This window comes from Streptomyces sp. NPDC052023 (genome assembly GCF_044548465.1).
Taxonomy (GTDB): domain Bacteria; phylum Actinomycetota; class Actinomycetes; order Streptomycetales; family Streptomycetaceae; genus Streptomyces.
Genome location: NZ_JBIUBW010000001.1, coordinates 754,516 through 777,090 on the forward strand (window position 1 = coordinate 754,516; position 22,575 = coordinate 777,090).

At 72.8% G+C, this 22,575-nt stretch carries 18 protein-coding genes; 4 read left to right on the forward strand and 14 right to left on the reverse strand.

The window, feature by feature from the left end:
- Positions 1-106: 106 nt before the first annotated feature.
- Positions 107-1,360 carry an MFS transporter gene (locus ACIHCM_RS03510; RefSeq protein WP_399888392.1) on the forward strand — a complete coding sequence of 418 codons (1,254 nt, stop codon included), beginning with the start codon at positions 107-109 and terminating at the stop codon, positions 1,358-1,360.
- A gap of 3 nt (positions 1,361-1,363) precedes the next feature.
- Here ACIHCM_RS03510 and ACIHCM_RS03515 read toward each other — a convergent pair whose 3' ends face one another.
- The 10 genes from ACIHCM_RS03515 to hrcA all read right to left on the reverse strand — a co-directional run bounded on the left by ACIHCM_RS03515 (position 1,364) and on the right by hrcA (position 12,128).
- The gene (locus ACIHCM_RS03515; RefSeq protein WP_399888395.1) at positions 1,364-2,356 is read right to left on the reverse strand and encodes an adenosine deaminase; all 993 of its coding nucleotides are present in this window, start codon (positions 2,354-2,356) and stop codon (positions 1,364-1,366) included.
- 20 nt (positions 2,357-2,376) lie between these two features.
- Positions 2,377-3,282 carry a ribonuclease Z gene (locus tag ACIHCM_RS03520; RefSeq protein ID WP_399888398.1) on the reverse strand — a complete coding sequence of 302 codons (906 nt, stop codon included), beginning with the start codon at positions 3,280-3,282 and terminating at the stop codon, positions 2,377-2,379.
- 6 nt (positions 3,283-3,288) lie between these two features.
- A complete protein-coding gene (locus ACIHCM_RS03525) occupies positions 3,289-3,642 on the reverse strand; it encodes a histidine triad nucleotide-binding protein (RefSeq protein WP_399888401.1) in 354 nt (117 codons plus the stop codon).
- Positions 3,643-3,718: 76 nt separating this feature from the next.
- Entirely contained in the window at positions 3,719-6,919 is a 3,201-nt protein-coding gene (locus ACIHCM_RS03530) for a S41 family peptidase (protein ID WP_399888404.1), read from the reverse strand.
- 61 nt (positions 6,920-6,980) lie between these two features.
- A complete protein-coding gene (locus tag ACIHCM_RS03535; protein WP_399888407.1) occupies positions 6,981-7,391 on the reverse strand; it encodes a hypothetical protein in 411 nt (136 codons plus the stop codon).
- A gap of 221 nt (positions 7,392-7,612) precedes the next feature.
- Positions 7,613-8,005 (reverse strand): VOC family protein, encoded by a 393-nt coding sequence (locus ACIHCM_RS03540; RefSeq protein WP_399888409.1) that lies wholly within the window; start codon positions 8,003-8,005, stop codon positions 7,613-7,615.
- A gap of 20 nt (positions 8,006-8,025) precedes the next feature.
- Positions 8,026-8,766 (reverse strand): 16S rRNA (uracil(1498)-N(3))-methyltransferase, encoded by a 741-nt coding sequence (locus tag ACIHCM_RS03545; RefSeq protein WP_399888412.1) that lies wholly within the window; start codon positions 8,764-8,766, stop codon positions 8,026-8,028.
- Positions 8,763-9,839 (reverse strand): nitronate monooxygenase, encoded by a 1,077-nt coding sequence (locus ACIHCM_RS03550; RefSeq protein ID WP_399888415.1) that lies wholly within the window; start codon positions 9,837-9,839, stop codon positions 8,763-8,765. Before ACIHCM_RS03550 ends, ACIHCM_RS03545 begins: the two co-directional genes overlap by 4 nt.
- Before the next feature lie 135 nt (positions 9,840-9,974).
- Positions 9,975-11,111: a molecular chaperone DnaJ gene (gene dnaJ, locus ACIHCM_RS03555; protein WP_399888418.1), complete on the reverse strand. Its 1,137-nt coding sequence runs from the start codon at positions 11,109-11,111 to the stop codon at positions 9,975-9,977.
- Positions 11,112-12,128 carry a heat-inducible transcriptional repressor HrcA gene (gene hrcA, locus ACIHCM_RS03560; RefSeq protein WP_399888421.1) on the reverse strand — a complete coding sequence of 339 codons (1,017 nt, stop codon included), beginning with the start codon at positions 12,126-12,128 and terminating at the stop codon, positions 11,112-11,114.
- 162 nt (positions 12,129-12,290) lie between these two features.
- On the opposite strand from hrcA, the gene ACIHCM_RS03565 reads away from it, so the two are divergent.
- Positions 12,291-13,025: an MBL fold metallo-hydrolase gene (locus ACIHCM_RS03565; RefSeq protein WP_399888424.1), complete on the forward strand. Its 735-nt coding sequence runs from the start codon at positions 12,291-12,293 to the stop codon at positions 13,023-13,025.
- A gap of 29 nt (positions 13,026-13,054) precedes the next feature.
- Complete coding sequence (locus tag ACIHCM_RS03570) at positions 13,055-13,873, forward strand: DUF3097 domain-containing protein (RefSeq protein ID WP_399888425.1); 819 nt, start codon at positions 13,055-13,057, stop codon at positions 13,871-13,873.
- Here ACIHCM_RS03570 and hemW read toward each other — a convergent pair whose 3' ends face one another.
- From hemW to lepA, 4 genes are all read right to left on the reverse strand, one after another.
- Positions 13,874-15,106 (reverse strand): radical SAM family heme chaperone HemW, encoded by a 1,233-nt coding sequence (gene hemW, locus ACIHCM_RS03575; RefSeq protein ID WP_399888428.1) that lies wholly within the window; start codon positions 15,104-15,106, stop codon positions 13,874-13,876.
- 215 nt (positions 15,107-15,321) lie between these two features.
- Positions 15,322-17,463: a SpoIIE family protein phosphatase gene (locus ACIHCM_RS03580; RefSeq protein ID WP_399888431.1), complete on the reverse strand. Its 2,142-nt coding sequence runs from the start codon at positions 17,461-17,463 to the stop codon at positions 15,322-15,324.
- Between the two features lie 199 nt (positions 17,464-17,662).
- Entirely contained in the window at positions 17,663-19,537 is a 1,875-nt protein-coding gene (locus ACIHCM_RS03585; protein WP_399888434.1) for an AMP-dependent synthetase/ligase, read from the reverse strand.
- 262 nt (positions 19,538-19,799) lie between these two features.
- A complete protein-coding gene (gene lepA / locus ACIHCM_RS03590) occupies positions 19,800-21,668 on the reverse strand; it encodes a translation elongation factor 4 (protein ID WP_399888436.1) in 1,869 nt (622 codons plus the stop codon).
- 228 nt (positions 21,669-21,896) lie between these two features.
- Here lepA and rpsT point away from each other — a divergent pair, with 228 nt between their 5' ends.
- The gene (rpsT, locus tag ACIHCM_RS03595; RefSeq protein WP_019074070.1) at positions 21,897-22,163 is read left to right on the forward strand and encodes a 30S ribosomal protein S20; all 267 of its coding nucleotides are present in this window, start codon (positions 21,897-21,899) and stop codon (positions 22,161-22,163) included.
- The last annotated feature ends 412 nt before the right edge of the window (positions 22,164-22,575 follow it).

The following is a 22,575-nucleotide window of genomic DNA, read 5'->3' on the forward strand; positions in this document are numbered from 1 at the left end:
CGCCCTCCCCCCGCTTGATACAAATTGCCCGCGCGTTCCTGTCCGTCGACGGTCGTCGCCCAATCCCCCTTCCTGTGCCGTCCTTTCGCATGCCCTGGGAACGCCCGTGTTCGCCCCCCGCTCCACCACGCCCTGGCCCCTCGTCGCCCTTTTCACGGCCGGGTACCTCGCGCCCTACCTCCTGCCCACCGTCGTCGGCAGGCTGGACTCCGGCCTTCCCGTGTCCGCCACCCAGGCGGGCGCCATCGGCAGCGCCCTGCTGCTGAGTTCGGCGGCCGCCGGGTTCCTGCTGGCCTCCCGGGGCGACCGGATCGGCCCCCGCACCGTCGCCCGCGCCGGCCTGGCACTCGCGGTCCTCGGCTACGGCGGCGCCACCCTCACCACCGCCGTCCCCGCGGTCGTCGCCGGCGCGATGGCCGGCGGCTTCGGCTCCGGTACGGCAACGGCGGTCGCCGCCACCGGAATCGCCGCCCAGCGCGATCCGCACCGCGTCACCACACTCGGTCTGCTCAGCGTCTCCGCCCTGGCCGGTGCCGTCTATCTGACGGTCCCGCACCTGGGCCCCGGCCACGGCCTCCCGCTGGCCACGATCGCCCTCACCGCGCTGGCCGTCTGGCCGCTGACCGGCCGGCTCCCCGCCCGCACACCGGCGCCCGCCGTGAGCCGTCCCCGCCGGCCCCTCCCCCACCTGCGTTCCGGCCTGCTCCTCGCCGCCACCATGCCGTGCTGGTCCATGGCCCAGAACGCCCTCTGGGGTGTCAGCGGCCGCATCGGTCTCACCCAGGCGCACCTCGGCGAGGCCACCGTCGGCGCGGTCTTCGCCGTGGGCCTCGGGGCGGGTCTGCTGGGGGTCGTCGGCGCCGGAGCGCTCGGCCCCCGGCTCGGGCACGCGGCACCCATCGGCGTCGGCACCGGCCTGATCGCGGGCTGCATCGTGGTCAGCGCGTCCGCGACCGGCCTGACGAGCTTCGCGGCGGGCGAGATCGCCTGGAACGCCCTCTACCCGATCGTCCTGTCGTACGTCATCGGCCTCGCCGCCTCCCTCGACCCGGGCGGCCGCTGGGCGGTGCTGGTCGGCTCGGCGTCCTCACTGGGCACGGCTGCGGGTCCGCTGACCGGCAGCCTGCTGTCGGCGCAGGCCGGATTCCCGGCGATGGGCGTGGTCCTGGCCGCCGGACTGCTGGTGATCGCCGTGCCCATGACCCTGGTGGCACTGCACGCGTCGCGGCGGCCCACGCGGGTCGTCGACGTGCTGGAGATCCCCGTGGACGCCCTCCCGGCCATGCCCGCCCAGCAGCACGCCTACGGCACGGCCGGACCCCGGCAGGCGGCGGCCGCACCGGGGTCCGCGACCGCCTGAGGCCTACGGGAACTCGTACGCCTCGACCTCCGCCAGATACCGGGCCCGCCGCTCCTCGTCGTGCTCCAGGAAGGACGCGGCGAAGGAGTTGCGGGCCAGTTCGCGCAGCTGTTCCTCGCCGAGCCCCAGGGCCGCGCGCACGGCGTCGAAGTTGTCGCCCGCGTACCCGCCGAAGTAGGCAGGGTCGTCGGAGTTGACGGTGCACAGCAGCCCGGCGTCGAGCATGGCGGGCAGCGGGTGGTCGGCGAGCACCTCGACGGCGCGCAGCCGCACGTTGGACAGCGGGCACAGCGTCAGCGGGATCCGCTCCCGCACCAGCCGCTCCACCAGCGCCGGGTCCTCCAGGCAGCGCAGCCCGTGGTCGACGCGCTCCACGCCGAGCACGTCGAGGGCCTCGGTGATGTACTCCGGCGGCCCCTCCTCACCGGCGTGCGCGACCCGCCGCAGCCCGAGGGCGGCGGCGGCCTCGTACACCTCGCGGAACTTCGCCGGCGGATGTCCCACCTCGGCGGAGTCCAGGCCCACCCCGGTGATCCGGTGCAGATACGGCTCGGCCGCCTCCAGCGTCGCCTTCGCCGACTCGGCGGACTCGTCCCGCAGGAAGCACATGATCAGCTGGGTGGAGACGCCGTGCTCACGCTCGCTGTGCTCCAGCGCCCGCCACAGCCCCTCGACCACGGTGCCCATCGCGACGCCCCGGGCCAGGTGCGCCTGCGGGTCGAAGAAGATCTCCGCGTGCCGCACGCCCTGCGCCGCGGCCCGGGCGAGGTAGGCGTGCGCGAGGTCGGCGAAGTCCTGCTCGGTGCGCAGCACGGCCATGAGCTCGTAGTACAGGTTCAGGAAGGACTGCAGATCCTCGAACCGGTACGCGTGGCGCAGTTCCTCGGTGTCCGCGCAGGGCAGCTCCACACCGTTGCGCGCGGCGAGCTCGAAAGCGAGCTCCGGCTCCAGGGTGCCTTCGATATGCAGGTGCAGTTCGGCTTTCGGGAGGGGCATCAGTTCATCGTACGGGCGCTTCACCTGCGCTTCGGAACCGGCACTCTCAGTAGATCGTGTGCCACGCTCAGCTCCCCCTCGAACCCGGCGGCCCGCGCCTGCCGCTCGAACTCCTCCGGCTCCCCGTAGCGCTGGCTGAAGTGGGTGAGCACCAGATGCCGTACGCCGCTCTCCGCCGCCACCCGCGCCGCCTGGCCGGCCGTCAGATGACCGTGCTCCTCGGCGAGCTCCACGTCCTCGTCGAGGAAGGTCGACTCGATGACGAGCATGTCGCAGCCCTCGGCGAGCGCGTACACGCCGTCGCACAGCCGGGTGTCCATGACGAACGCGAACCGCTGCCCGCGGCGCACCTCGCTGACCTCTTCCAGGGTGACCCCGCCGAGCACGCCCTCGCGCTGGATCCGGCCCACGTCCGGCCCGTTGATGCCGTGCGCCGCGAGCCGTTCCGGCAGCATGCGGCGCCCGTCGGGCTCGACCAGGCGATAGCCGTACGCCTCGACGGGGTGCGAGAGCTTGCGGGCCTCCAGGCTGTAGGACGCCGAGGAGGCGAGCACCCCGTCCCGGTCCACCGGCTCCTCGGCTATCCGCACCGTCTCGCGGTAGGCGGTGGCGTACCGCAGCCGTTCGAAGAAGCGCTGCCCGGAACGCGGGTAGTGCGCGGTGACGGGGTGGGGCACCTGGTCGAGGTTGATCCGCTGGATGACCCCGGCGAGGCCCAGCGAGTGGTCCCCGTGGAAGTGCGTGACACAGAGCCGGTTCAGGTCGTGGGCAGCGACCCCGGCGCGCAGCATCTGGCGCTGGGTGCCCTCGCCGGGGTCGAAGAGGATGCCCTCCCCGTCCCACCGCAGCAGGTAACCGTTGTGGTTGCGGTGCCGGGTCGGGACCTGGCTGGCGGTGCCGAGGATCACCAGTTCACGTACGGACACGGCGGTCTACCCGGGCGGCCATTCCAGTCCGCGGCCGCCCAGGACGTGGGCGTGCGCGTGCCAGACGGTCTGGCCGGCGCCGGTGCCGGTGTTGAAGACGATCCGGTAGCTCTCCAGCTTCTCGTCGTCGGCGACCGCCTGCGTCTCGCGCAGGACGTCGGCGGCGAGCGCCGGTGCGGCGGCCGCGAGGGCGGCGGCGTCCCGGTGGTGCGCCTTGGGGACCACCAGGACGTGGGTGGGCGCCTGGGGGTTGATGTCCCGGAAGGCGACGGTCGTGTCCGTCTCACGGACGATCGTCGCAGGGATGGTTCCGGCGACGATCTTGCAGAACAGGCAGTCGTCCTGCGGCTCCCCTGCCATGGTCCCTCCGGGGTTCAGGTGCGTTTCGGGCATCGTATCGTCGCCGGGTGAGGGTCGTGGGGGCCGGCCGCGCTCCTCAGGTGGCCATGCCCGGCGGAGTCCTGGCCGGACGCTCCTCGAGTGCCTCCAAGGCCAGCCTTATCGCCTCGTCCAGTTGGACGTCCCGGTCCGCCGCGTGGTCCTGCGGGCGCTGGACGACCTCCACGTCCGGGTCGACGCCGTGGTTCTCCACTCCCCAGCCGTACCCCTCCAGCCAGAAGGCGTACTTCGGCTGGGTGACCAGCGTGCCGTCCACCAGCCGGTACCGGCTGTCGATGCCGATCACGCCGCCCCACGTCCGTACCCCGACCACCGGGCCGAGGCCGAGCGCCTTGAACGCCGCGTTGACGATGTCGCCGTCCGACCCGGAGAACTCGTTGGCGACGGCGACGACGGGCCCGCGCGGCGCGTCCTGCGGGTAGCTGTAGGGCCGCATCCCACGCGGCACCGCCCAGCCGACGACCCGCCGGGCCAGCTTCTCCACCACCAGCTGGGAGGTGTGGCCGCCGCGGTTCTCCCGGACGTCCACGACCAGTCCCTCGCGGGCCACCTCCACCCGCAGGTCCCGGTGGATCTGCGCCCAGCCCGGTGCCTGCATGTCGGGCACGTGGAGATAGCCGAGCCGCCCACCGGACCGCTCGTGCACGTACGCCCGCCGGTCCGCGACCCACGCGTGGTAGCGCAGCGGCTCCTCGTCGGCGACCGGCACGACGACCGCGTGCCGCACCTCGCCACCGCCGGACGGCGAGACGGTCAGCTCGACCGGCTTGTCCGCCGTGCCGACGAGCAGCGGTCCCGGCCCGGTCACCGGGTCCACCGCCCGCCCTGCCACCGCCACGATCGCGTCCCCGGCACGCACCGCGACCCCGGGTGCGGCCAGCGGGGAGCGGGCGTCCGGGTCGGAGGTCTCCGAGGGCAGGACGCGGTCGATGCGCCAGCTGCCGTCCGGGTGCCGGGAGATGTCCGCGCCGAGCAGTCCCTGCCGGGCACCGTCGCCGTGCCCGCCGCGCGGGACGACGTAAGCGTGCGACGTGCCCAGCTCGCCCTGCACCTCCCACAGGAGGTCCACCAGGTCGTCGTGGGTGGCGACCCGGTCCAGGACGGGCCGGTAGCGGTCCAGGACGCCGTCCCAGTCGACGCCGCTCATGTCCGGCCGCCAGAAGTGGTCGCGCATGATGCGGCCGGTCTCTTCGTACATCTGCCGCCACTCGGCGGCCGGTTCGACGGTCTGGCGGACGCGGGTGAGGTCGACGGTGACGTTCGTGTCGCTGTCGTCGTCGCCGGAGGCGCGCCGGTCGCTGGGTACGACCTTCAGCCTGCCGTCGGTCCACAGCAGCACCCGCTTGCCGTCGCCGCTGACCGCGAAGTGGTCGGCGTCGGCCGCGAGGTGCTCCAGACGCTGCTGGGCGAGGTCGTAGCGCTCCAGCTCGGTCTTGGGGTCGGGGTCGTCCGGGGTGGCCCGCGCGGAGCCCAGGACGCCCTGGACGGGGTGGCGCAGCCACAGCACGCCGTCCTTCGCGGCACGCAGGGTGGAGTAGCGCCCGGCCTCGACCGGGAACGGCACGATCCGGTCGGCGAGGCCTTCGAGGTCGATCCGTGTCGCCGGCGTGCCCTCGCTGTCGGGCGTCTCGTCCTTGTCCGGCGTCTCGAAGGGACGCCCGTGCCGCTGCGGGCCGAACGGGGAGGGCGTCGTCGCGGACAGCGTGATCAGGTGCGGCCGGTCGCCGACCACGAAGGCCAGGTCGAAGACGTGCTCGTCGTAGACCGGGTCGAAGGCGCGGTTGGACAGGAACGCGAGGTGCTTGCCGTCGGCGGTGAAGGCGGGGGCGTAGTCCTGGAAGCGCAGCGGGGTCGCCTCCGTGACCGACAGGTCGGTGGTGTTGGCGAGCTTCAGCTGGCACAGCGGGCGCGGGCCGGGGTGCGACCAGGCGAGCCAGGCGGAGTCGGGCGAGAAGACCAGACCGCGCACGTCGCCGTTCTCGCTGCGGTCGACCTCGCGCACCTCGCCGGACTCCCGCTCGACGAGCAGCAGCCGTCCGTCGTGCGAGGCGACCGCGGCGCGGCTGCCGTCGGGAGCCATGGCGAGCCCGAGGACCCGGCCGAGCTGTCCGGCGGCGAGCCGGCGCGGGACCGAGCCCGGCGTCAGCCCGGTGGCGGGCGCGAACTCCAGCGCGTCCTCGCCCTCGGCGTCCGTCACCCACACCACCCACTCCTCGCCCTCGGCCCGGAAGGTGCGGGGCAGCCGGGCCCGGACGCCGGGTTCGGCGGCGAGCGCGCGGGCGGGCCCGGAGCGGTGGGTCACCCAGTGCACGCCGCCCCGCACGGCGACCGCGCTGCCACGCGCGGTGTGGTCGGGGGACGCCGAGCCGAACCAGCGCGAGGCGTTGACCGGGTAGGGCTGGCGGTCGGTGCGCTGCCCGCCGAGCCGGATGCCGAGGCGGCGCGGTTCGGCGCCGTCCAGGTCGTCCAGCAGCCACAGTTCACCGGCGGAGGCGTAGACGACGCGGGCGCCGTCGCTCGCCGCGTGCCGGGCGTAGAAGCCGTCGAGAGGTGTGTGCCGGCGCAGGCCGGAGCCGTCGGCGAGGGAGGAGTACAGCGCGCCGGTGCCCTCGTGGTCGGACAGGAAGGCGATCCGGTCGCCCGCCCAGGCCGGGTACTCGATGTTGCCGTCCAGGTCCGCGTGCAGCCGTACGAACTCGCCGTCCCCCTCGCGGTCGATCCACAGCTTGCCCGCCGTACCGCCCCGGTACCGCTTCCAGGCGGCGGCCTCGCGGCCCATCGTCGCGGACAGCAGCACGGTGTGCGGGCCGTGGGCGACCTCGCCGACGGGGCCGTACGGCAGCCGCCGCGACGGTCCGCCGTCGAGCGGGACGGCGTGCGCCCAGGTACGGCGGAGGCTGGCCTGACCGTGGGTGGTGAGGGCGAGGACCTCCCCGTCGGGGGTCCAGCCGCGCACCCGGGTCGTCCAGCTGCCCCAGTACGTCAGCCGCCTGGCGGGGCCGCCGTCGACGGGTGCGATGTGCACCTCGGGGGCGCCGTCGCGGGTGGAGGTCCAGGCGACGGTGGTGCCGTCGGGGGAGATACGCGGCAGGGTCACCGGCACGTTGTCGGCGCTGACCCGCCAGGCGCGCCCGCCGTCGAGCGGCGCGAGCCAGACGTCGTCCTCGGCGGTGAAGGCCACCAACTCGCCCTGGACATGCGGAAACCGGAGATACGCGGGCACTGCGGGCTGGGTCACCAGGTCACCCTACGCAGGCACCGGGTCCGCGCACAGGGGTTTGGATCACTTGCCTCAGCTGCTATTTGCCCTCGGGCCAGCACGTGGGCGCGCTGCGGCAGTAGACGGTCTTGGTCACGGTCACCGTGGTGGTGGGGCCGCCGCCCGGCGGTTCCCCGCCCACCGGCGGGGCGGAGGTGGCGTCGCAGTCCCCCAGCCCGGTGGCCCGGAACCGCTCCCTGCCGTCGACCTTCACGGTGAGGTCACCGCGCACACAGGCGCCGCCGACCGCGCGGGTCACCTCTCCGGTGACGGTGATGTCCCGGCCGTCGGTGGTCCGGCCCTCGCAGTCCACGTCCACCACGCCGCGCGCGCTCGCCGACGGCGCCGACGCGCTCCGGTCCCCGGCATCGGCCGTGCAGGTGAGCCACTGCACAGCGATCTCGCGCCGCTCCAGCTCCCGCGTCACCAGCTGGTCGGTCGTCCAGGCCACGGTCGCCGAACTCGTCGCCCCCGGCTCGCAGCCCACCAGCCCCCCCGGCACCGGCCACGAACCCCACCGCCACACCGGCCGCCCGCATCCGGCGCCGGCCCCGAGTCCCTCGCAAGGCCCCCATGCACGGCAGCGTCCCACCCTGCGGGCCGTCGCGACAGGGCGCGTAAGGCCATCGCGCGCCCACCGCGGCTTCGGGGAGCTGTTCGCGGTGGCCGGGGTCAGACGTTCAGGAGCTGCCACTCCTGGAGTTCCACGAGGTTGCCCTCGGGGTCCTTGAGGTGGGCGGTGCGCATGCGGTCGGTCGTGGGGGCGGGGCCGTGCAGGAGGGTCGCGCCGCGCTCCGTGATGCGTGCGCAGTAGCCGTCCAGGTCGTCGACGCGCAGGACCACCAGGGAGCGGTGGCCCGTCGCGGTGTCGTGCACCTCGCCCAGCAGGTCCGCCATCATCGCCCGGTCCTGCAGCGCGATGCCCGCCGAACCCGTCGCGGGGCTGAATCTCTCGTACGGCCCGTCGGTCGCGCCCGACTGCGGCTTGAGGCCGAGGACATCGGCGTAGAAGTGGTAGCAGGTGGTGAAGTCGCTGACCAGGAGTCTGACTTGGGCCAGTTCCATGACGTCCTCCCGCGTGGGGATCAGGACCAGCGTCCGGTACGGCCGAGCAGCAGAGCCGCCGCCGCGGTACCGGCCGTCGAGGTGCGCAACACGGACGGGCCGAGGCGGTAGGCGGGCGCCCCGGCCTCGGCGAAGAGGGACAACTCCTCGGGGGCCACGCCCCCTTCGGGACCGACGACCAGCATGATCTCGCCCTCGGTGGGCAGTTCGGCCCCGGCCAGCGGCTCCGTGCCGCTCTCGTGCAGCACGGCGGCGAAATCGGCCTTCGCCAGCAGCGCGGCGACCTGCTTGCTGGTCGCCGCGTCCGCGACCTCGGGGAAGCGCACGCGCCGGGACTGCTTGCCGGCCTCGCGGGCGGTGGCCCGCCACTTCGCGAGGGCCTTGGCGCCGCGCTCGCCCTTCCACTGGGTGATGCAGCGGGAGGCGGCCCACGGCACGATCGCGTCGATCCCGACCTCGGTCATGGTCTCCACGGCCAGCTCGCCCCGGTCGCCCTTGGGCAGGGCCTGGACGACCGTGATGCGCGGCTCTGCCTCCGGCTCCTCGGCCATCGAGTCCATCTGGACGATCAGCCGGTCCTTGCCCTCGGTGCCGACGACCACGCACTGCGCCCAGCGCCCGGCCCCGTCGGTGAGGACCACGTCCTCACCGGCCCGCAGCCGCTTCACCGAGACCGCGTGCCGCCCCTCGGGCCCGTCCAGGACGTACCGCCCGCCGCTGCCCGCGTCGAGGTGACCGACGACGAACACCGGCGCGGTCATCCGGCACCACCCCGGCCGGACAACGCTGTCCCGGCCGCCGCCAGCTCCGCCGCCAGCACCTCGACCAGCCGCCCGGCGGGCAGCTCACGCGCCATCCGGTGCCCCTGCCCCGCCCACAGCGACATGCCCTGCGCGTCGCCCGCCTTCGTGGCGGCCTTGCGGATCGGGGAGGTCAGGTGGTGGAGCTCGGGGTAGGCGGCGGGAGCGTACGGGCCGTGCTCGCGCATGAAGCGGTTGACCAGACCGCGGGCGGGGCGGCCGGAGAAGGCGCGGGTGAGTTCCGTACGGACGAAGAGCGGGTTCGTCAGCGCCTGCTTGTGCACGGCGTTGGCGCCCGACTCGGCCGTGGCGAGGAACGCCGTGCCGAGCTGGGCCGCGCTCGCGCCGGCCGCCAGCACGGCGGCGATCTGGCTGCCCCGCATGATGCCTCCGGCGGCGACCAGCGGCAGGCCGACCGCCTCACGGATCTGGCCCAGCAGGGAGAGCAGCCCGATGGCCGAGCCGTCGTTCTCGGGGATGTCCCGGTGGGTGCCCTGGTGGCCGCCGGCCTCGGCGCCCTGCACGATCACGCCGTCCGCGCCCGCCTGCTCGACGGCCCGGGCCTCGTCGGGGGTGGTGGCGGTGACCAGGGTGAGGGTCCCGGCCCGGCGCAGGGAGTCGAGGACGTCGCGGGACGGGACCCCGAAGTGGAAGGAGACCACCGGCACGGGGTTGTCCAGCAGCACCGCGAGCTTGGCCTCGTAGCCGTCGTCCCGGCCACCGTCGGGGTCGCCGAGCTCGGTCTCGTACCAGGCGGCCTCGCCGGCCAGTTGCTGGGCGTAGACGTCGACGGCGGCGGGCTCGGCATACTCGGGCTGCGGCATGAACACGTTCACGCCGAAGGGGCGGCCGGTCAGCCCCCGCACCTGCTTGATCTCCTGGTACATGCCGTCGGCCGTCTTGTACCCGGCCGCGAGGAATCCGAGCCCGCCGGCCTCGGAGACGGCCGCGGCGAGCTGGGGTACGGAGACGCCGCCCGCCATGGGGGCCTGCACGATCGGGAGCGGGACGAGATCGGTCAGCGCGGAGGACATGACCGCATGTTGCCACGTCCTTCGAACAAGTCCGAATCGGGCCTGCCGCCTGGCATAGGCCAGGGGCAAGCCGCTCGGCTTCGCGGCCCCACGTCCGCCGGGAACGCCCTGGGGACGCGCCGGCGGCTCCCGCCGTCAGCGCCCGTTGAAGGCGTCCTTCAGCCGCGAGAACAGCCCCTGCTGCCCGGGCTGGAACTGCCCCTGCGGGCGTTCCTCACCGCGCAGCTTGGCCAGCTCGCGCAGCAGGCGTTCCTGCTCCACGTCCAGCTTCGTCGGGGTCTGGACCTCGACGTGCACGATCAGGTCGCCGCGTCCACCGCCCCGCAGGTGCGTGACGCCCCGGCCGTGCAGCGGGATCGACTGGCCGGACTGGGTGCCCGGGCGGATGTCGACCTCCTCCATGCCGTCCAGGGTCTCCAGCGGCACCTTGGTGCCGAGAGCCGCCGCCGTCATCGGGATCGTCACCGTGCAGTGCAGGTCGTCACCGCGGCGCTGGAAGGTCTGGTGCGGCAGCTCGTGGATCTCGACGTAGAGGTCACCGGCCGGACCGCCACCGGGCCCGACCTCGCCCTCACCGGCGAGCTGGATGCGCGTGCCGTTGTCGACGCCGGCCGGGATCTTGACCGTCAGGGTGCGCCGCGACCGCACGCGGCCGTCGCCCGCGCACTCCGGGCACGGGTTCGGGACCACGGTGCCGAAGCCCTGGCACTGCGGGCACGGGCGCGAGGTCATGACCTGGCCCAGGAAGGACCGGGTGACCTGCGAGACCTCACCCCGGCCCCGGCACATGTCACACGTCTGCGCCGACGTACCCGGCGCCGCGCCCTCGCCGCTGCACGTGGTGCAGACGATGGCCGTGTCGACCTGGATGTCCTTGGTCGTGCCGAAGGCCGCCTCGTCGAGCTCGACCTCGATACGGATCATCGCGTCCTGGCCACGGCGGGTGCGCGAGCGCGGCCCGCGCTGCGACGCCGTACCGAAGAACGCGTCCATGATGTCCGAGAAGTTCCCGAAGCCGCCCGCGCCGAAGCCGCCCGCGCCACCGGCGGCGGCCTGCGACAGCGGGTCACCGCCGAGGTCGTAGACCTGCTTCTTCTGCGGGTCGGAGAGCACCTCGTAAGCGGCGTTGATCTCCTTGAACCGCTCCTGGGTCTTCGGATCGGGGTTGACGTCCGGGTGCAGCTCGCGCGCGAGCCGCCGGAAGGCCTTCTTGATCTCTTCCTGCGACGCGTCGCGGCGCACGCCGAGGACGGCGTAGTAGTCCGTGGCCACTTACGACTCCGCCAGGATCTGTCCGACGTACCGTGCCACTGCGCGTACCGCTCCCATCGTTCCCGGGTAGTCCATGCGGGTCGGTCCGACCACGCCGAGCTTGGCAACCGCCTCGCCGCCCGAACCGTAGCCCACCGACACCACCGACGTGGAGTTGAGTCCCTCATGGGCGTTCTCGTGCCCGATGCGCACGGTCATGCCCGAATCCTTCGCCTCGCCAAGCAACTTGAGGAGCACGACCTGCTCCTCCAGCGCCTCCAGCACCGGCCGGATGGTGAGGGGGAAGTCATGTCCGAAGCGGGTGAGATTGGCCGTGCCGCCGATCACCAGCCGCTCCTCCGTCTCCTCGACGAGCGTCTCCAGCAGGGTGGAGAGCACCGTCTGGACCGTACCGCGGTCCTCAGCCTCGAAGGCCTCCGGCAGATCCTGCACCAGTTGCGGCACGTCTGTGAAACGGCGGCCCGCGACCCGGCTGTTCAGCCGCGCCCGCAGATCCGCCAGCGACGCCTCACCGAACGGCGCCGGGCAGTCGACCATCCGCTGCTCGACCCGCCCCGTGTCCGTGATCAGCACCAGCATCACGCGCGCGGGAGCCAGCGAGAGCAGCTCCACGTGCCGCACCGTGGACCGGGTCAGCGACGGGTACTGCACGACCGCGACCTGCCGGGTGAGCTGCGCGAGCAGCCGCACCGTCCGGGTCACCACGTCGTCGAGGTCGACGGCGCCGTCGAGGAAGTTCTGGATCGCGCGCCGCTCCGGCGCGGTCAGCGGCTTGACCTCGGCGAGCTTGTCGACGAAGAGCCGGTAGCCCTTGTCGGTCGGGATGCGCCCGGCGCTGGTGTGCGGCTGGGCGATGAACCCCTCGTCCTCCAGCGCCGCCATGTCGTTGCGGACCGTCGCCGGGGAGACACCGAGGCTGTGCCGTTCGGTGAGCGCCTTGGAACCGACCGGCTCCTCCGTGCCGACGTAGTCCTGGACGATCGCGCGCAGCACCTGCAGCCGTCGTTCACTGAGCATCCGCGCACACCTCCAGTACGTCGTCCCCTTGGCGCTCCCCCTGGCACTCGGCGTACGCGAGTGCCAGCCCTACCGGCCCAGTGTACGGCCGTCGGGTACACCCCGGGCAAGGCCGGTCCCGTGCGGTCGTGCCGGGCGGGGGCGTACGGCTAGCGTCGCCGTATGAGCGTGACTTGGGAAGAGGTGGGCTGGGAGCGGCTCGCGGGCGGCGTCGGGCGGTGCCGGCTGCCCGGCTGGGACTGCACGGTGGGGCTGGTGACGGGCCGGGGCGCGGCGCTGCTGATCGACGCGGGGTCGAGCCTCGCCGAGGGGGCGGCGCTGCGGGCGCGGGCGGAGGCGCTGGTGGGCGGGCGTGTGACTCATCTCGCGCTCACCCACCCCCACTTCGACCACGTCCTCGGCGCGGCCGCCTTCGCCGGCGCGGAGGTCTTCGGGGCGGTCGGCGTGGACGGGGTGCTCGGCGGCCGTCGCGGGCGTGAGGAACTCCGCGCGGACGCCGTCCGCCACGGCCTGGACGCGGCGGCGGCGCAGGAGGCGGCCGACACACTGGTCCCGCCCCGCCACCTCGTGTCCGGCGAGTGGACCCTCGACCTCGGTCCCGGGCGGCAGGTGCTACTGGCGAACGTGGGCCCGGGGCACACGGCGTACGACCTGGTGGTGCTGGTGCCCGGTGACCCGGAGGTGGTGTTCTGCGGCGATCTGGTGGAGGAGTCCGGCGAGCCCCAGGCGGGCCCGGACGCGGTTCCCTCGCACTGGCCGGCCGCCCTCGACCGGCTGCTCGGCCTCGGCGGCGAGGACGCGCTGTACGTGCCCGGTCACGGTGCGGTCGTGGACGCCGCGTTCGTACGGCGCCAGCGCGACGCCCTGGCCGCGCGCTTCGGCGTGTCGCACGGATGACGTAACGGGCTGTCCATATCGTCATGCGAATGCGCCAGTACTCTCCGGACCTGACCCCGCCGTGGAAGAAGCCGACGCCCGTCCCGGAGGTCGCCGCGGAGCCCGGCCTGGTGGTCGAGGAGCCCGGCACCGGTTTCTGCGGGGCCGTGATCCGCTGCGAGGCGGGCACGGTGACCCTGGAGGACCGCTTCGGCAAGCACCGGGTGTTCCCGCTGGAGCCGCGGGGCTTTCTGCTGGAGGGCAGGGTGGTGACGCTCGTACGGCCGTCGACCGGCCCGGCACGCCCCACCCGCACCGCGTCCGGTTCGGTCGCCGTCCCCGGCGCACGCGCGCGCGTGGCCCGCGCCGGGCGCATCTACGTCGAGGGGCGGCACGACGCCGAGCTCGTCGAGCGGGTCTGGGGCGACGACCTGCGCATCGAGGGGGTGGTCGTGGAGTACCTGGAGGGCGTCGACGACCTCCCGGCGATCGTGGAGTCCTTCGCACCGGGCCCGGACGCACGGCTGGGCGTCCTCGTGGACCACCTGGTGCCGGGCACGAAGGAATGGCGGATCGCGCAGGCGGTGACGAGCGAGCACGCCCTGGTGGTGGGCCACCCGTACATCGACATCTGGGAGGCGGTGAAGCCGTCGGCCCTGGGGATCGCGGGGTGGCCGACGGTGCCGCGCGGGCAGGACTGGAAGACGGGGGTGTGCCGGGCGCTGGGGTGGCCGGCGGAGAACACCGGGGCGGTGTGGCAGGCCATTCTGCAGCAAGTGGGGTCCTACAAGGACCTGGAGCCGGAGTTGCTGGGGCGGGTGGAGGAACTGATCGACTTCGTCACGGGCAGCGGTCACCCGCCGGAGTGATCAGTCCACCAGATCCCTGACCACCGCGTCCGCCAGCAACCGCCCCCGCAGGGTCAGCACCGCACGCCCCTCTTCGTACGGCCCCTCTTGGAGCAGCCCCTCGGACAGCGCTCGGCGGGACGCCTCCACGCCCTCCTCGCGGAGGAGGGCCAGCGGCACGCCCTCCCGCAGACGCAGCTCCAGCAGAATCCGCTCCACCCGGCGATCCTCGCCCGTCAGGAGTTCACGTCCGGCGCCCGGCGAGCGGCCCTCCGCCAGGGCGGCGGCGTACGCCCCCGGATGCTTCACGTTCCACCACCGCACGCCTCCCACATGGCTGTGCGCGCCCGGCCCCGCGCCCCACCAGTCCGCGCCCCGCCAGTACAGCTCGTTGTGCAGGCAGCGGGCGGCGTCCGAGGTGGCCCAGTTGGACACCTCGTACCAGTCGAAGCCGGCCGCGGACAGCCGCTCTTCGGCGATCAGGTAGCGGTCGGCGTGCACGTCGTCGTCCGTCATCGGCACCTCGCCCCGGCGGATCCGGCGGGCGAGCTGCGTGCCCTCCTCGACGATCAGGGCGTAGGCGCTGATGTGGTCCGGGCCCGCGCCCAGCGCCGCGTCCAGGGAGGCCCGCCAGTCGTCGTCGGACTCCCCCGGGGTGCCGTAGATCAGGTCCAGGTTCACGTGGTCGAAGCCCGCCGCGCGGGCCTCCGCCACGCACGCCTCCGGGCGCCCCGGCGTATGCGTTCGGTCCAGGACCTTCAGAACGTGCTGCCGCGCGCTCTGCATCCCGAACGACACCCGGTTGAAGCCGCCGTCGCGCAGGGCCGCGAGGTACGCCGGGTCGACCGACTCGGGGTTCGCCTCCGTCGTGACCTCCGCGTCGGCCGCCAGCCCGAACTCCTCGCGGATCGCCCCCAGCATCCGTACGAGATCGTCCGCGGCCAGCAGCGTCGGCGTACCGCCCCCGACGAAGACCGTGCGGGCCTCGCGCGGGTCGTCGCCGAGCACCTTGCGGGCCAGCCGGATCTCGTCGATCAGGGTGTCGGCGTAGTTGTCGCGCGAGGCGAGCACGCCGCCGGTGCCGCGCAGCTCGGTGGCGGTGTAGGTGTTGAAGTCGCAGTAGCCGCAGCGGGTGGCGCAGTACGGGACGTGCAGATAGAACCCGAGGGGTCGGTCCGCCGCCCCGGCGAGCGCGGCCGGGGGCAGCGCGCCGTCGTGCGGGACGGGCTCGCCGTCGGGAAGTGCGGAAGGCATGTCCTCCATTGTCCCGTACGCCGGACGTCACTCGGCCCGGAGCACCAGCGGCGCCGGATCGTCCTGCGGCGGCCACCCCAGATCGTCCTTCGGGGGCCACCCGCTGCCCGCCCGCCCGGCCTCACTCGGCCCGGAGCACCGGCAGCGCCGGATCGTCCTGCGGCGGCCACCCCAGATCGTCCTTCGGGGGCCACCCGCTGCCCGCACGCCCGGCCTCACTCGGCCTGGAGCACCAGCAGCGCCAGATCGTCCTCCGGGGGCCGGCCGCCGAAGTCGTGCACCAGCCGCCTGATCCGCTCGGCGATCGCCTCGGCACCCAGTCCCGCACACCCCGCCAGCGCCGCCGCCAGCCCGTCCCCGTCGTCGAACTGGCGTGAGCCGCTGCGCCGCTCGGTCACTCCGTCCGTGACGCACAGCAGGGTGTCCCCGGGCTCCAGCTCGAAGCTCTCGCTGATGTACGTCTCGTCCTCCACGACCCCGAGCAGGGTCTGCGGCCGGGCGGCCGTACGGACGTCGCCGCCGGGCCCGAGCAGCAGCGGCAGCGGATGCCCGGCGGAGGCGACGGTGCAGCGGACGCCCCCGTCGAAGGGGGTGAGTTCGCCGTAGAGGAGCGAGAGGAAGCGGGTCTGCGGGCCGTCACCGGGGCCGGAGGGGCCGACCAGGGCGCGCGCGGCCGCGTCGGCGGCCTCCGTGGCGTCGTCGAGCAGGAGCTGGTTGAGGCGGTCGAGGACGTCGGCGACGCGGTAGCCCTCGCGGGCGAGCAGTCGCAGCCAGGGGCGTGCCAGCCCGATCACGACGGCCGCCTCCGGCCCCTTGCCCTGCACGTCCCCGATGGCGAAACACCAGCGCCCGTCGCCGGCCGGGAACAGGTCGTAGAAGTCACCGCTGGGCCCGCCCTTGTCGCAGGGCTCGTACACGAGGGCGCTGCGCATGCCGGGGATCTGGGCGACCGCGCCGGGCAGCAGCCCGCGCTGGAGCACGGCGCTGATGGTGGCCTGCCGGGCGTACTGCCGGGCCGCCCCGATGGCCAGCGCCACCCGCCGGCTCAGGTCCTCGACGAGCCCGGTGATCTCGTCCGGGAACTCCGTGACGCCGGCCCGCCCGATGACCAGCGTGCCGAGCGGCCTGCCGCCGGCGACCAGGCGGTAGGCGAGTGCGCTGCCGCCGGGGGGCGGGTAGGGAGCGGCGCGGGCGAGGGGCGGGGTCCCGTCCGGGACGGACATCCCCGGCGCCCGGCCACGCGCGGGCGCGCCGGCCCCGGCAGCCGTACCGTGTCCCGTCCCCCCGGCCCCGGCAGCCGCACCTTGGCCCCTCCCCCCGGCCCCGGCAGCCGCACCTTGGCCCCTCCCCCCGGCCGCGGGAGACGCGCCGGCGGCCCGTCCCTCCCCGGCCCACGAGTCCGCTCCCCAGGCGTCCGACGGCCAGGGATGGACGACCGGCCCGGACGGGACGGCCCCCGGTTCCGTCATCCGCGGAGGCTCCTTCTCCAGGCACCGTCGCAGTTCCTCGATCCGTTCCTCGCTGGCGTGCCACACCCGGGCCAGGCGCGCCCCGGCCGGCGCGCCGCCGTCGGCCCACCCGGTCCGGCCGCCCAGGGCCTCGTCCTCCAGCCAGACCGCGCACCAGTCGGCGAGCCGGGGCACGATCAGCTGGCCGGTGAGCGCGGCGACCAGGTCCTCGTCGAGCTGCCCGGCGAGCAGGTCGGACGCCTCGGCGAGAAAGGACAGCGCGCCCCGGCCGAGCCAGTCCCGGTCCCGTTCGGCCCGCTGCGGCGCGGGCGCGAGCAGCTCGGCGCCGAAGAAGCCCGTGTGTTCCGCTTCGTGGTCCGCCGCATCCGGGCACGCCTCGGCGGACATCCGCGCCCATACCGACTTGGCGCCGCGCCGATACGTCACGCCCCAGGTCTCAGAGAGCGCGGCGACCAGCCGCAGACCGCGCCCGTACTCCGGTGTCTCGCCGGCCGGGACGGCCTCCGCGTCCCGCGGCGGCCGGGACGGGTGGTGGTCGCAGACCTCGACGACGACGGCACCGGTGTCCGGTTCCAGCCGGCAGATCAGCTCGACATCGGTGCCGGCGTGCACGACGGCGTTGGTGACCAGCTCGCTGAGGACGACCATGGCGTCATGTGCCAGCCGGTCGGTGAGCCGCTCGGCGCCGGGCAGTCCGAGGGCGGTCCACTCCTGGAACGCCGTGCGCAGCAGTCCACGGGCGGTGCCGGGCGCGAGGGGGCTTCCGCCCAGCGCGGCGCGCACCTGTGCGCCGGGGCGCACGGGGGCAAGGGACGCGGACTCCCTTTGTGCCGGAACGGCCCCCGTCCACTGCTCCCCGAGCGGCTCGGACCAATACGCCTCGATCACGTCCGACAGGGTGACAGACAGACCTCACACATAAGCGTGGAGTTACCCAAGTGGCCAATTTCGACCAGAAAGCGCCAGCCATGGGCATCGGGGAGGCGCAAACCAACCGGGGGCGCGGGGATGCACGACACATATTGCTCCCGCGCGCGTGCGCGGCCGGCCGCCACGACGACCGGCCGCGCACGCCCCCCGGCGCCCCCTACGCCTCGCGCGTCCCCGCGTACATCTCGTCCAGCAGGTGCCGGTACTCCCGCTCCACGACGGGCCGCTTCAGCTTCAGGCTCGGCGTGATCTCGCCGTGCTCCACGTCCAGATCCCTGGGCAGCAGCCGGAACTTCTTGATCGTCTGCCACTTCTGCAGCCCGGCGTTCAGCTCCTGCACATAGCCCTCGACCATCGCCACGGTCGCCGGCGCGGCCACGACCTCGGCGTACGGCTTGCCCGCCAGCCCGTTCTCCTGGGCCCACTGCATGAGGGACGCCTCGTCGAGCGCGATCAGCGCGGTGCAGAAGTTCCGGTCGGCGCCGTGCACCAGGATGTTGGACACGTACGGGCACACCGACTTGAACGCGCCCTCGATCTCGGTCGGCGCGACGTACTTCCCGGCCGAGGTCTTGAACAGGTCCTTCTTCCGGTCGGTGATCCGCAGGTACCCGTCGGGCGACAGCTCACCGATGTCCCCGGTGTGGAACCAGCCGTCCGGCTCCAGCACCTCCGCCGTCTTCTCGGGCAGCCCGTGGTACCCCTCCATGATCCCGGGCCCGCGCAGCAGGATCTCGCCGTCCTCGGCGATCCGCACCTCGGTCCCGGGCAGCGGCTTGCCGACCGTACCGGTGCGGTACGCCTCACCGGGGTTGACGAAGGACGCCGCGGAGGACTCGGTCAGGCCGTAGCCCTCCAGGATGTGGATGCCGGCACCGGCGAAGAAGTAGCCGATCTCGGGTGCCAGCGCCACCGACCCCGACACACACGCCCGCAGCCGGCCGCCGAAGGCCTCCCGCAGCTTGGAGTAGACGAGGGCGTCGGCCACCTTGTGCTTGGCGGACAGACCGAACGGCGCCGAAGCGGTCCCGGTCCGGCGGAAGTTGTCCTGCGTGACCTTGGCGTACTCGCGCGCGACACCTGCCGCCCACTGGAAGATCTTGTACTTGGCGGCCCCACCGGCACGCGCCTTCGCGGCGACGCCGTTGTAGACCTTCTCGAAGATCCGCGGCACGGCCGCCATGTACGTCGGCTGCACCACCGGCAGATTCTCGATGATCTTGTCGACCCGCCCGTCGACGGCGGTGATGTGCCCGACCTCGATGTGCCCTGAGGTCAGCACCTTGCCGAAGACGTGCGCGAGCGGCAGCCACAGGTACTGCACGTCGTCCGGGCCGAGCAGCCCGGTCGAGGCGATCGCCTTCGCCATGTACGACCAGTTGTCGTGCGGGAGCCGGACACCCTTGGGCCGGCCGGTCGTACCCGAGGTGTAGATGAGGGTGGCCAGCTGGTCCTTGGTGATCGCGCCGACCCGCTCCTTCACCAGGGTCGGGTCCTTCTCCAGCCGGGCCGCGCCACGGGCCTCGAGCTCGGCGAGGCTGAGCACCCAGTCGCCGGTCTGCACCCCTTGCGCGTCGATGACGACGACATGCGTGAGGTCGGGCAGCTCGGCGCGCCTGTCCTGCACCTTGGCCAGCTGCTCGGCGTTCTCCGCGATCAGCACACGGCTGCCGGAGTCGGCGAGGATGTACGCCGACTCGTCGGCGTTGGTCTGCGGGTAGATCGTGGTGGTGGCCGCGCCCGCGCACATGATGCCGAGGTCGGCGAGGATCCATTCGATCCGGGTCGCGGAGGCCAGCGCCACCCGCTGCTCCGGCTGGACGCCCAGCTCGATCAGCCCGGCCGCGATCGCGTGCACCCGCTCGGCGGCCTGCCCCCAGCTCAGTGACTTCCAGTCGTCCGGCCCCTGCCCCGAGGCCGGTGGGACCGGATAGCGGAATGCCTCGGCGTCCGGGGTGGCCGAAACGCGCTCCAGGAAGAGGCCCGCGACGGACGGCGGACGGTTCTCGATCAAGGTCTGTGTGTCGCTCACGACATCCTCCGGGGCCCGCGACGGTGCGGCTGCTCAGGGCGTCTTGCGCCTTCGGTGCGGCAGTTTTCACTCGCGTGCCGTTGTTTAACTCGCGAGTAACTATCGAGCAGGCATCAGGTTAGATGCCGTCCGGCCAGTGCGTAAGAGTCCGCGCTTTGTCACTTCCTCCAAAGGAAGGGCCGTACACACGCCACAGGGGCCCGTCGTCCGGTGCGACAGGCCCCCGTTTGCGCGGTTTGCGATGATCCCGCGTCGGCGGCGACTACTTCTTGCTCTTGCCCGACGCCGCGCTGTCATCGCTGGAGAGCACCGCGATGAAGGCCTCCTGCGGAACCTCCACGGAACCGACCATCTTCATCCGCTTCTTGCCCTCCTTCTGCTTCTCCAGCAGCTTCCGCTTACGGGAGATGTCACCGCCGTAGCACTTGGCGAGGACGTCCTTGCGGATGGCGCGGATGGTCTCGCGGGCGATCACGCGGGAGCCGATGGCGGCCTGGACCGGCACCTCGAAGGCCTGCCGCGGGATCAGCTCCTTCAGCTTGGCGACGAGCCGCACGCCGTACGCGTACGCCTGGTCCTTGTGGGTGATCGCCGAGAAGGCGTCCACCTTGTCGCCGTGCAGCAGGATGTCGACCTTGACCAGGCTGGAGGTCTGCTCGCCGGTGGGCTCGTAGTCCAGCGAGGCATAGCCGCGGGTCTTGGACTTCAGCTGGTCGAAGAAGTCGAAGACGATCTCGGCCAGGGGGAGGGTGTAGCGGATCTCGACGCGGTCCTCGGACAGGTAGTCCATGCCTAGCAGCGTGCCGCGCCGGGTCTGGCACAGTTCCATGATCGAGCCGATGAACTCGGTCGGCGCGAGGATCGTGGCCCGCACGACCGGCTCGTAGACCTCGTTGATCTTGCCCTCGGGGAACTCGCTCGGGTTGGTGACGGTGTGCTCGCCGCCGTCCTCCATGACCACCCGGTACACCACGTTCGGCGCGGTGGCGATCAGGTCGAGCCCGAACTCGCGCTCCAGCCGCTCACGGACCACGTCCAGGTGCAGCAGGCCGAGGAAGCCGACGCGGAAACCGAAGCCCAGGGCGGCGGACGTCTCCGGCTCGTACACCAGCGCCGCGTCGTTGAGCTGGAGCTTGTCCAGCGCCTCGCGCAGCTCGGGGTAGTCGGATCCGTCCAGCGGATACAGTCCGGAGAAGACCATGGGCTTGGGGTCCTTGTAGCCGCCGAGCGCCTCCGTGGCCCCCTTGTGCTGCTGGGTGATGGTGTCACCCACCTTGGACTGGCGGACGTCCTTCACCCCGGTGATGAGGTAGCCCACCTCACCGACACCGAGCCCGTCGGCGGCCAGCATCTCCGGCGAGTTGGTCCCGATCTCCAGCAGCTCGTGCGTGGCCCCGGTCGACATCATCCGGATCCGCTCACGCTTGTTGAGCTGGCCGTCCACGACCCTGACGTACGTCACGACACCGCGGTAGGAGTCGTAGACGGAGTCGAAGATCATGGCGCGGGCGGGGGCGTCGGCGACGCCGACCGGCGCCGGGATCTCGGCGACCACCTTGTCGAGCAGGGCCTCCACCCCGAGCCCGGTCTTCGCGGAGACCTTGAGCACGTCGCCCGGCTCGCACCCGACGAGGTTCGCCAGCTCCTCGGCGAACTTCTCCGGCTGCGCGGCCGGCAGGTCGATCTTGTTCAGTACGGGGATGATGGTGAGGTCGTTCTCCATCGCCAGGTACAGGTTGGCGAGGGTCTGGGCCTCGATGCCCTGGGCGGCGTCGACGAGGAGGATCGTCCCCTCGCAGGCGGCGAGCGACCGCGAGACCTCGTAGGTGAAGTCGACGTGCCCCGGGGTGTCGATCATGTTGAGGATGTGCGTGTTGCCCGGGTCCTGGGTGGGAGCCCAGGGCAGGCGCACGGCCTGGGACTTGATCGTGATGCCGCGCTCGCGCTCGATGTCCATCCGGTCGAGGTACTGAGCACGCATCTGCCGCTGCTCGACCACACCGGTCAGCTGGAGCATCCGGTCGGCGAGAGTGGACTTGCCGTGGTCGATGTGCGCGATGATGCAGAAATTGCGGATCAGAGCCGGGTCGGTACGGCTCGGCTCGGGCACATGGTTAGGGGTCGCGGGCACGCAGGGTCCTGTCTCTTGAGGCGCCTTATGCCTCGGGTCGGATCGTTACGTAGCCTCCATGGTCCCACGGGCGGCGACCGGGGACCGGTTTGGGCCACCACGAGGGCCACTGGTAGCCTGGGTGGCTGTGCCTCATGCCCTCTCAGCGCGAGGCGCGTCCTAAGAAATCACCTGGCGCGGGTCCCGGAATCACTCCGGTCCCGTGCCTGAACCTGAAAAGGCTCATTCGTGGCGAACATCAAGTCCCAGATCAAGCGGATCAAGACCAACGAGAAGGCCCGGCTGCGCAACAAGGCCGTCAAGTCCTCCCTGAAGACCGCGATCCGCAAGGCCCGTGAGGCTGCTGCCGCGGGTGACGTCGAGAAGGCCACCGAGTACCAGCGCGCTGCCGCGCGTCAGCTCGACAAGGCCGTCTCCAAGGGCGTCATCCACAAGAACCAGGCCGCCAACAAGAAGTCGGCGCTTGCTTCCAAGGTCACCGCGCTCAAGGGCTGAACCCCTCAACTGATCTGATCGCCGGAAGGACCCAGGGCGGGCCCTCTCTCTTCCGCCCCCGACCGGCACCCCCGGATTCGCGCGCGGCCTGCGTTCGCCACGCGGGCGCGAATCCAGCAGCTTGAACCGCAAGGCCCCGGCACCCGCTCTTCCCCAGAGCGGTGCGCCGGGGCTTTCGGCATACCCCGCTAACGCTCGCTGGCCCCGACCAGAGGCCCGGCCTCCGCCTGGCACCGAGCGAGGCCCGATCGCTGTCGGCACCGAGGCCCGCTCGCTGCCCGGTGCCGACCAGAGGCCCGATCACTCCCCGGCAGCGACCAGGTGTCCCACGGCGCTCACCGGCACGGTGCCGGTCCGGCGCCGTCCGCTCTCGGGGATCCGGCCGAACGAAACGATGCCGGACGCGAATTGT

Excerpts from the sequence above, each read along its gene's own strand:
- ACIHCM_RS03515 (WP_399888395.1), bottom strand. The coding sequence starts at position 2,356 with ATGCCCCTCCCGAAAGCCGAACTGCACCTGCATATCGAAGGCACCCTG.
- ACIHCM_RS03525 (WP_399888401.1), bottom strand. The coding sequence starts at position 3,642 with ATGGCAGGGGAGCCGCAGGACGACTGCCTGTTCTGCAAGATCGTCGCC.
- ACIHCM_RS03540 (WP_399888409.1), bottom strand. The coding sequence starts at position 8,005 with ATGGAACTGGCCCAAGTCAGACTCCTGGTCAGCGACTTCACCACCTGC.
- ACIHCM_RS03545 (WP_399888412.1), bottom strand. The coding sequence starts at position 8,766 with ATGACCGCGCCGGTGTTCGTCGTCGGTCACCTCGACGCGGGCAGCGGC.
- ACIHCM_RS03550 (WP_399888415.1), bottom strand. The coding sequence starts at position 9,839 with ATGTCCTCCGCGCTGACCGATCTCGTCCCGCTCCCGATCGTGCAGGCC.
- hrcA (WP_399888421.1), bottom strand. The coding sequence starts at position 12,128 with ATGCTCAGTGAACGACGGCTGCAGGTGCTGCGCGCGATCGTCCAGGAC.
- ACIHCM_RS03565 (WP_399888424.1), top strand. The coding sequence starts at position 12,291 with ATGAGCGTGACTTGGGAAGAGGTGGGCTGGGAGCGGCTCGCGGGCGGC.
- ACIHCM_RS03570 (WP_399888425.1), top strand. The coding sequence starts at position 13,055 with ATGCGCCAGTACTCTCCGGACCTGACCCCGCCGTGGAAGAAGCCGACG.
- hemW (WP_399888428.1), bottom strand. The coding sequence starts at position 15,106 with ATGCCTTCCGCACTTCCCGACGGCGAGCCCGTCCCGCACGACGGCGCG.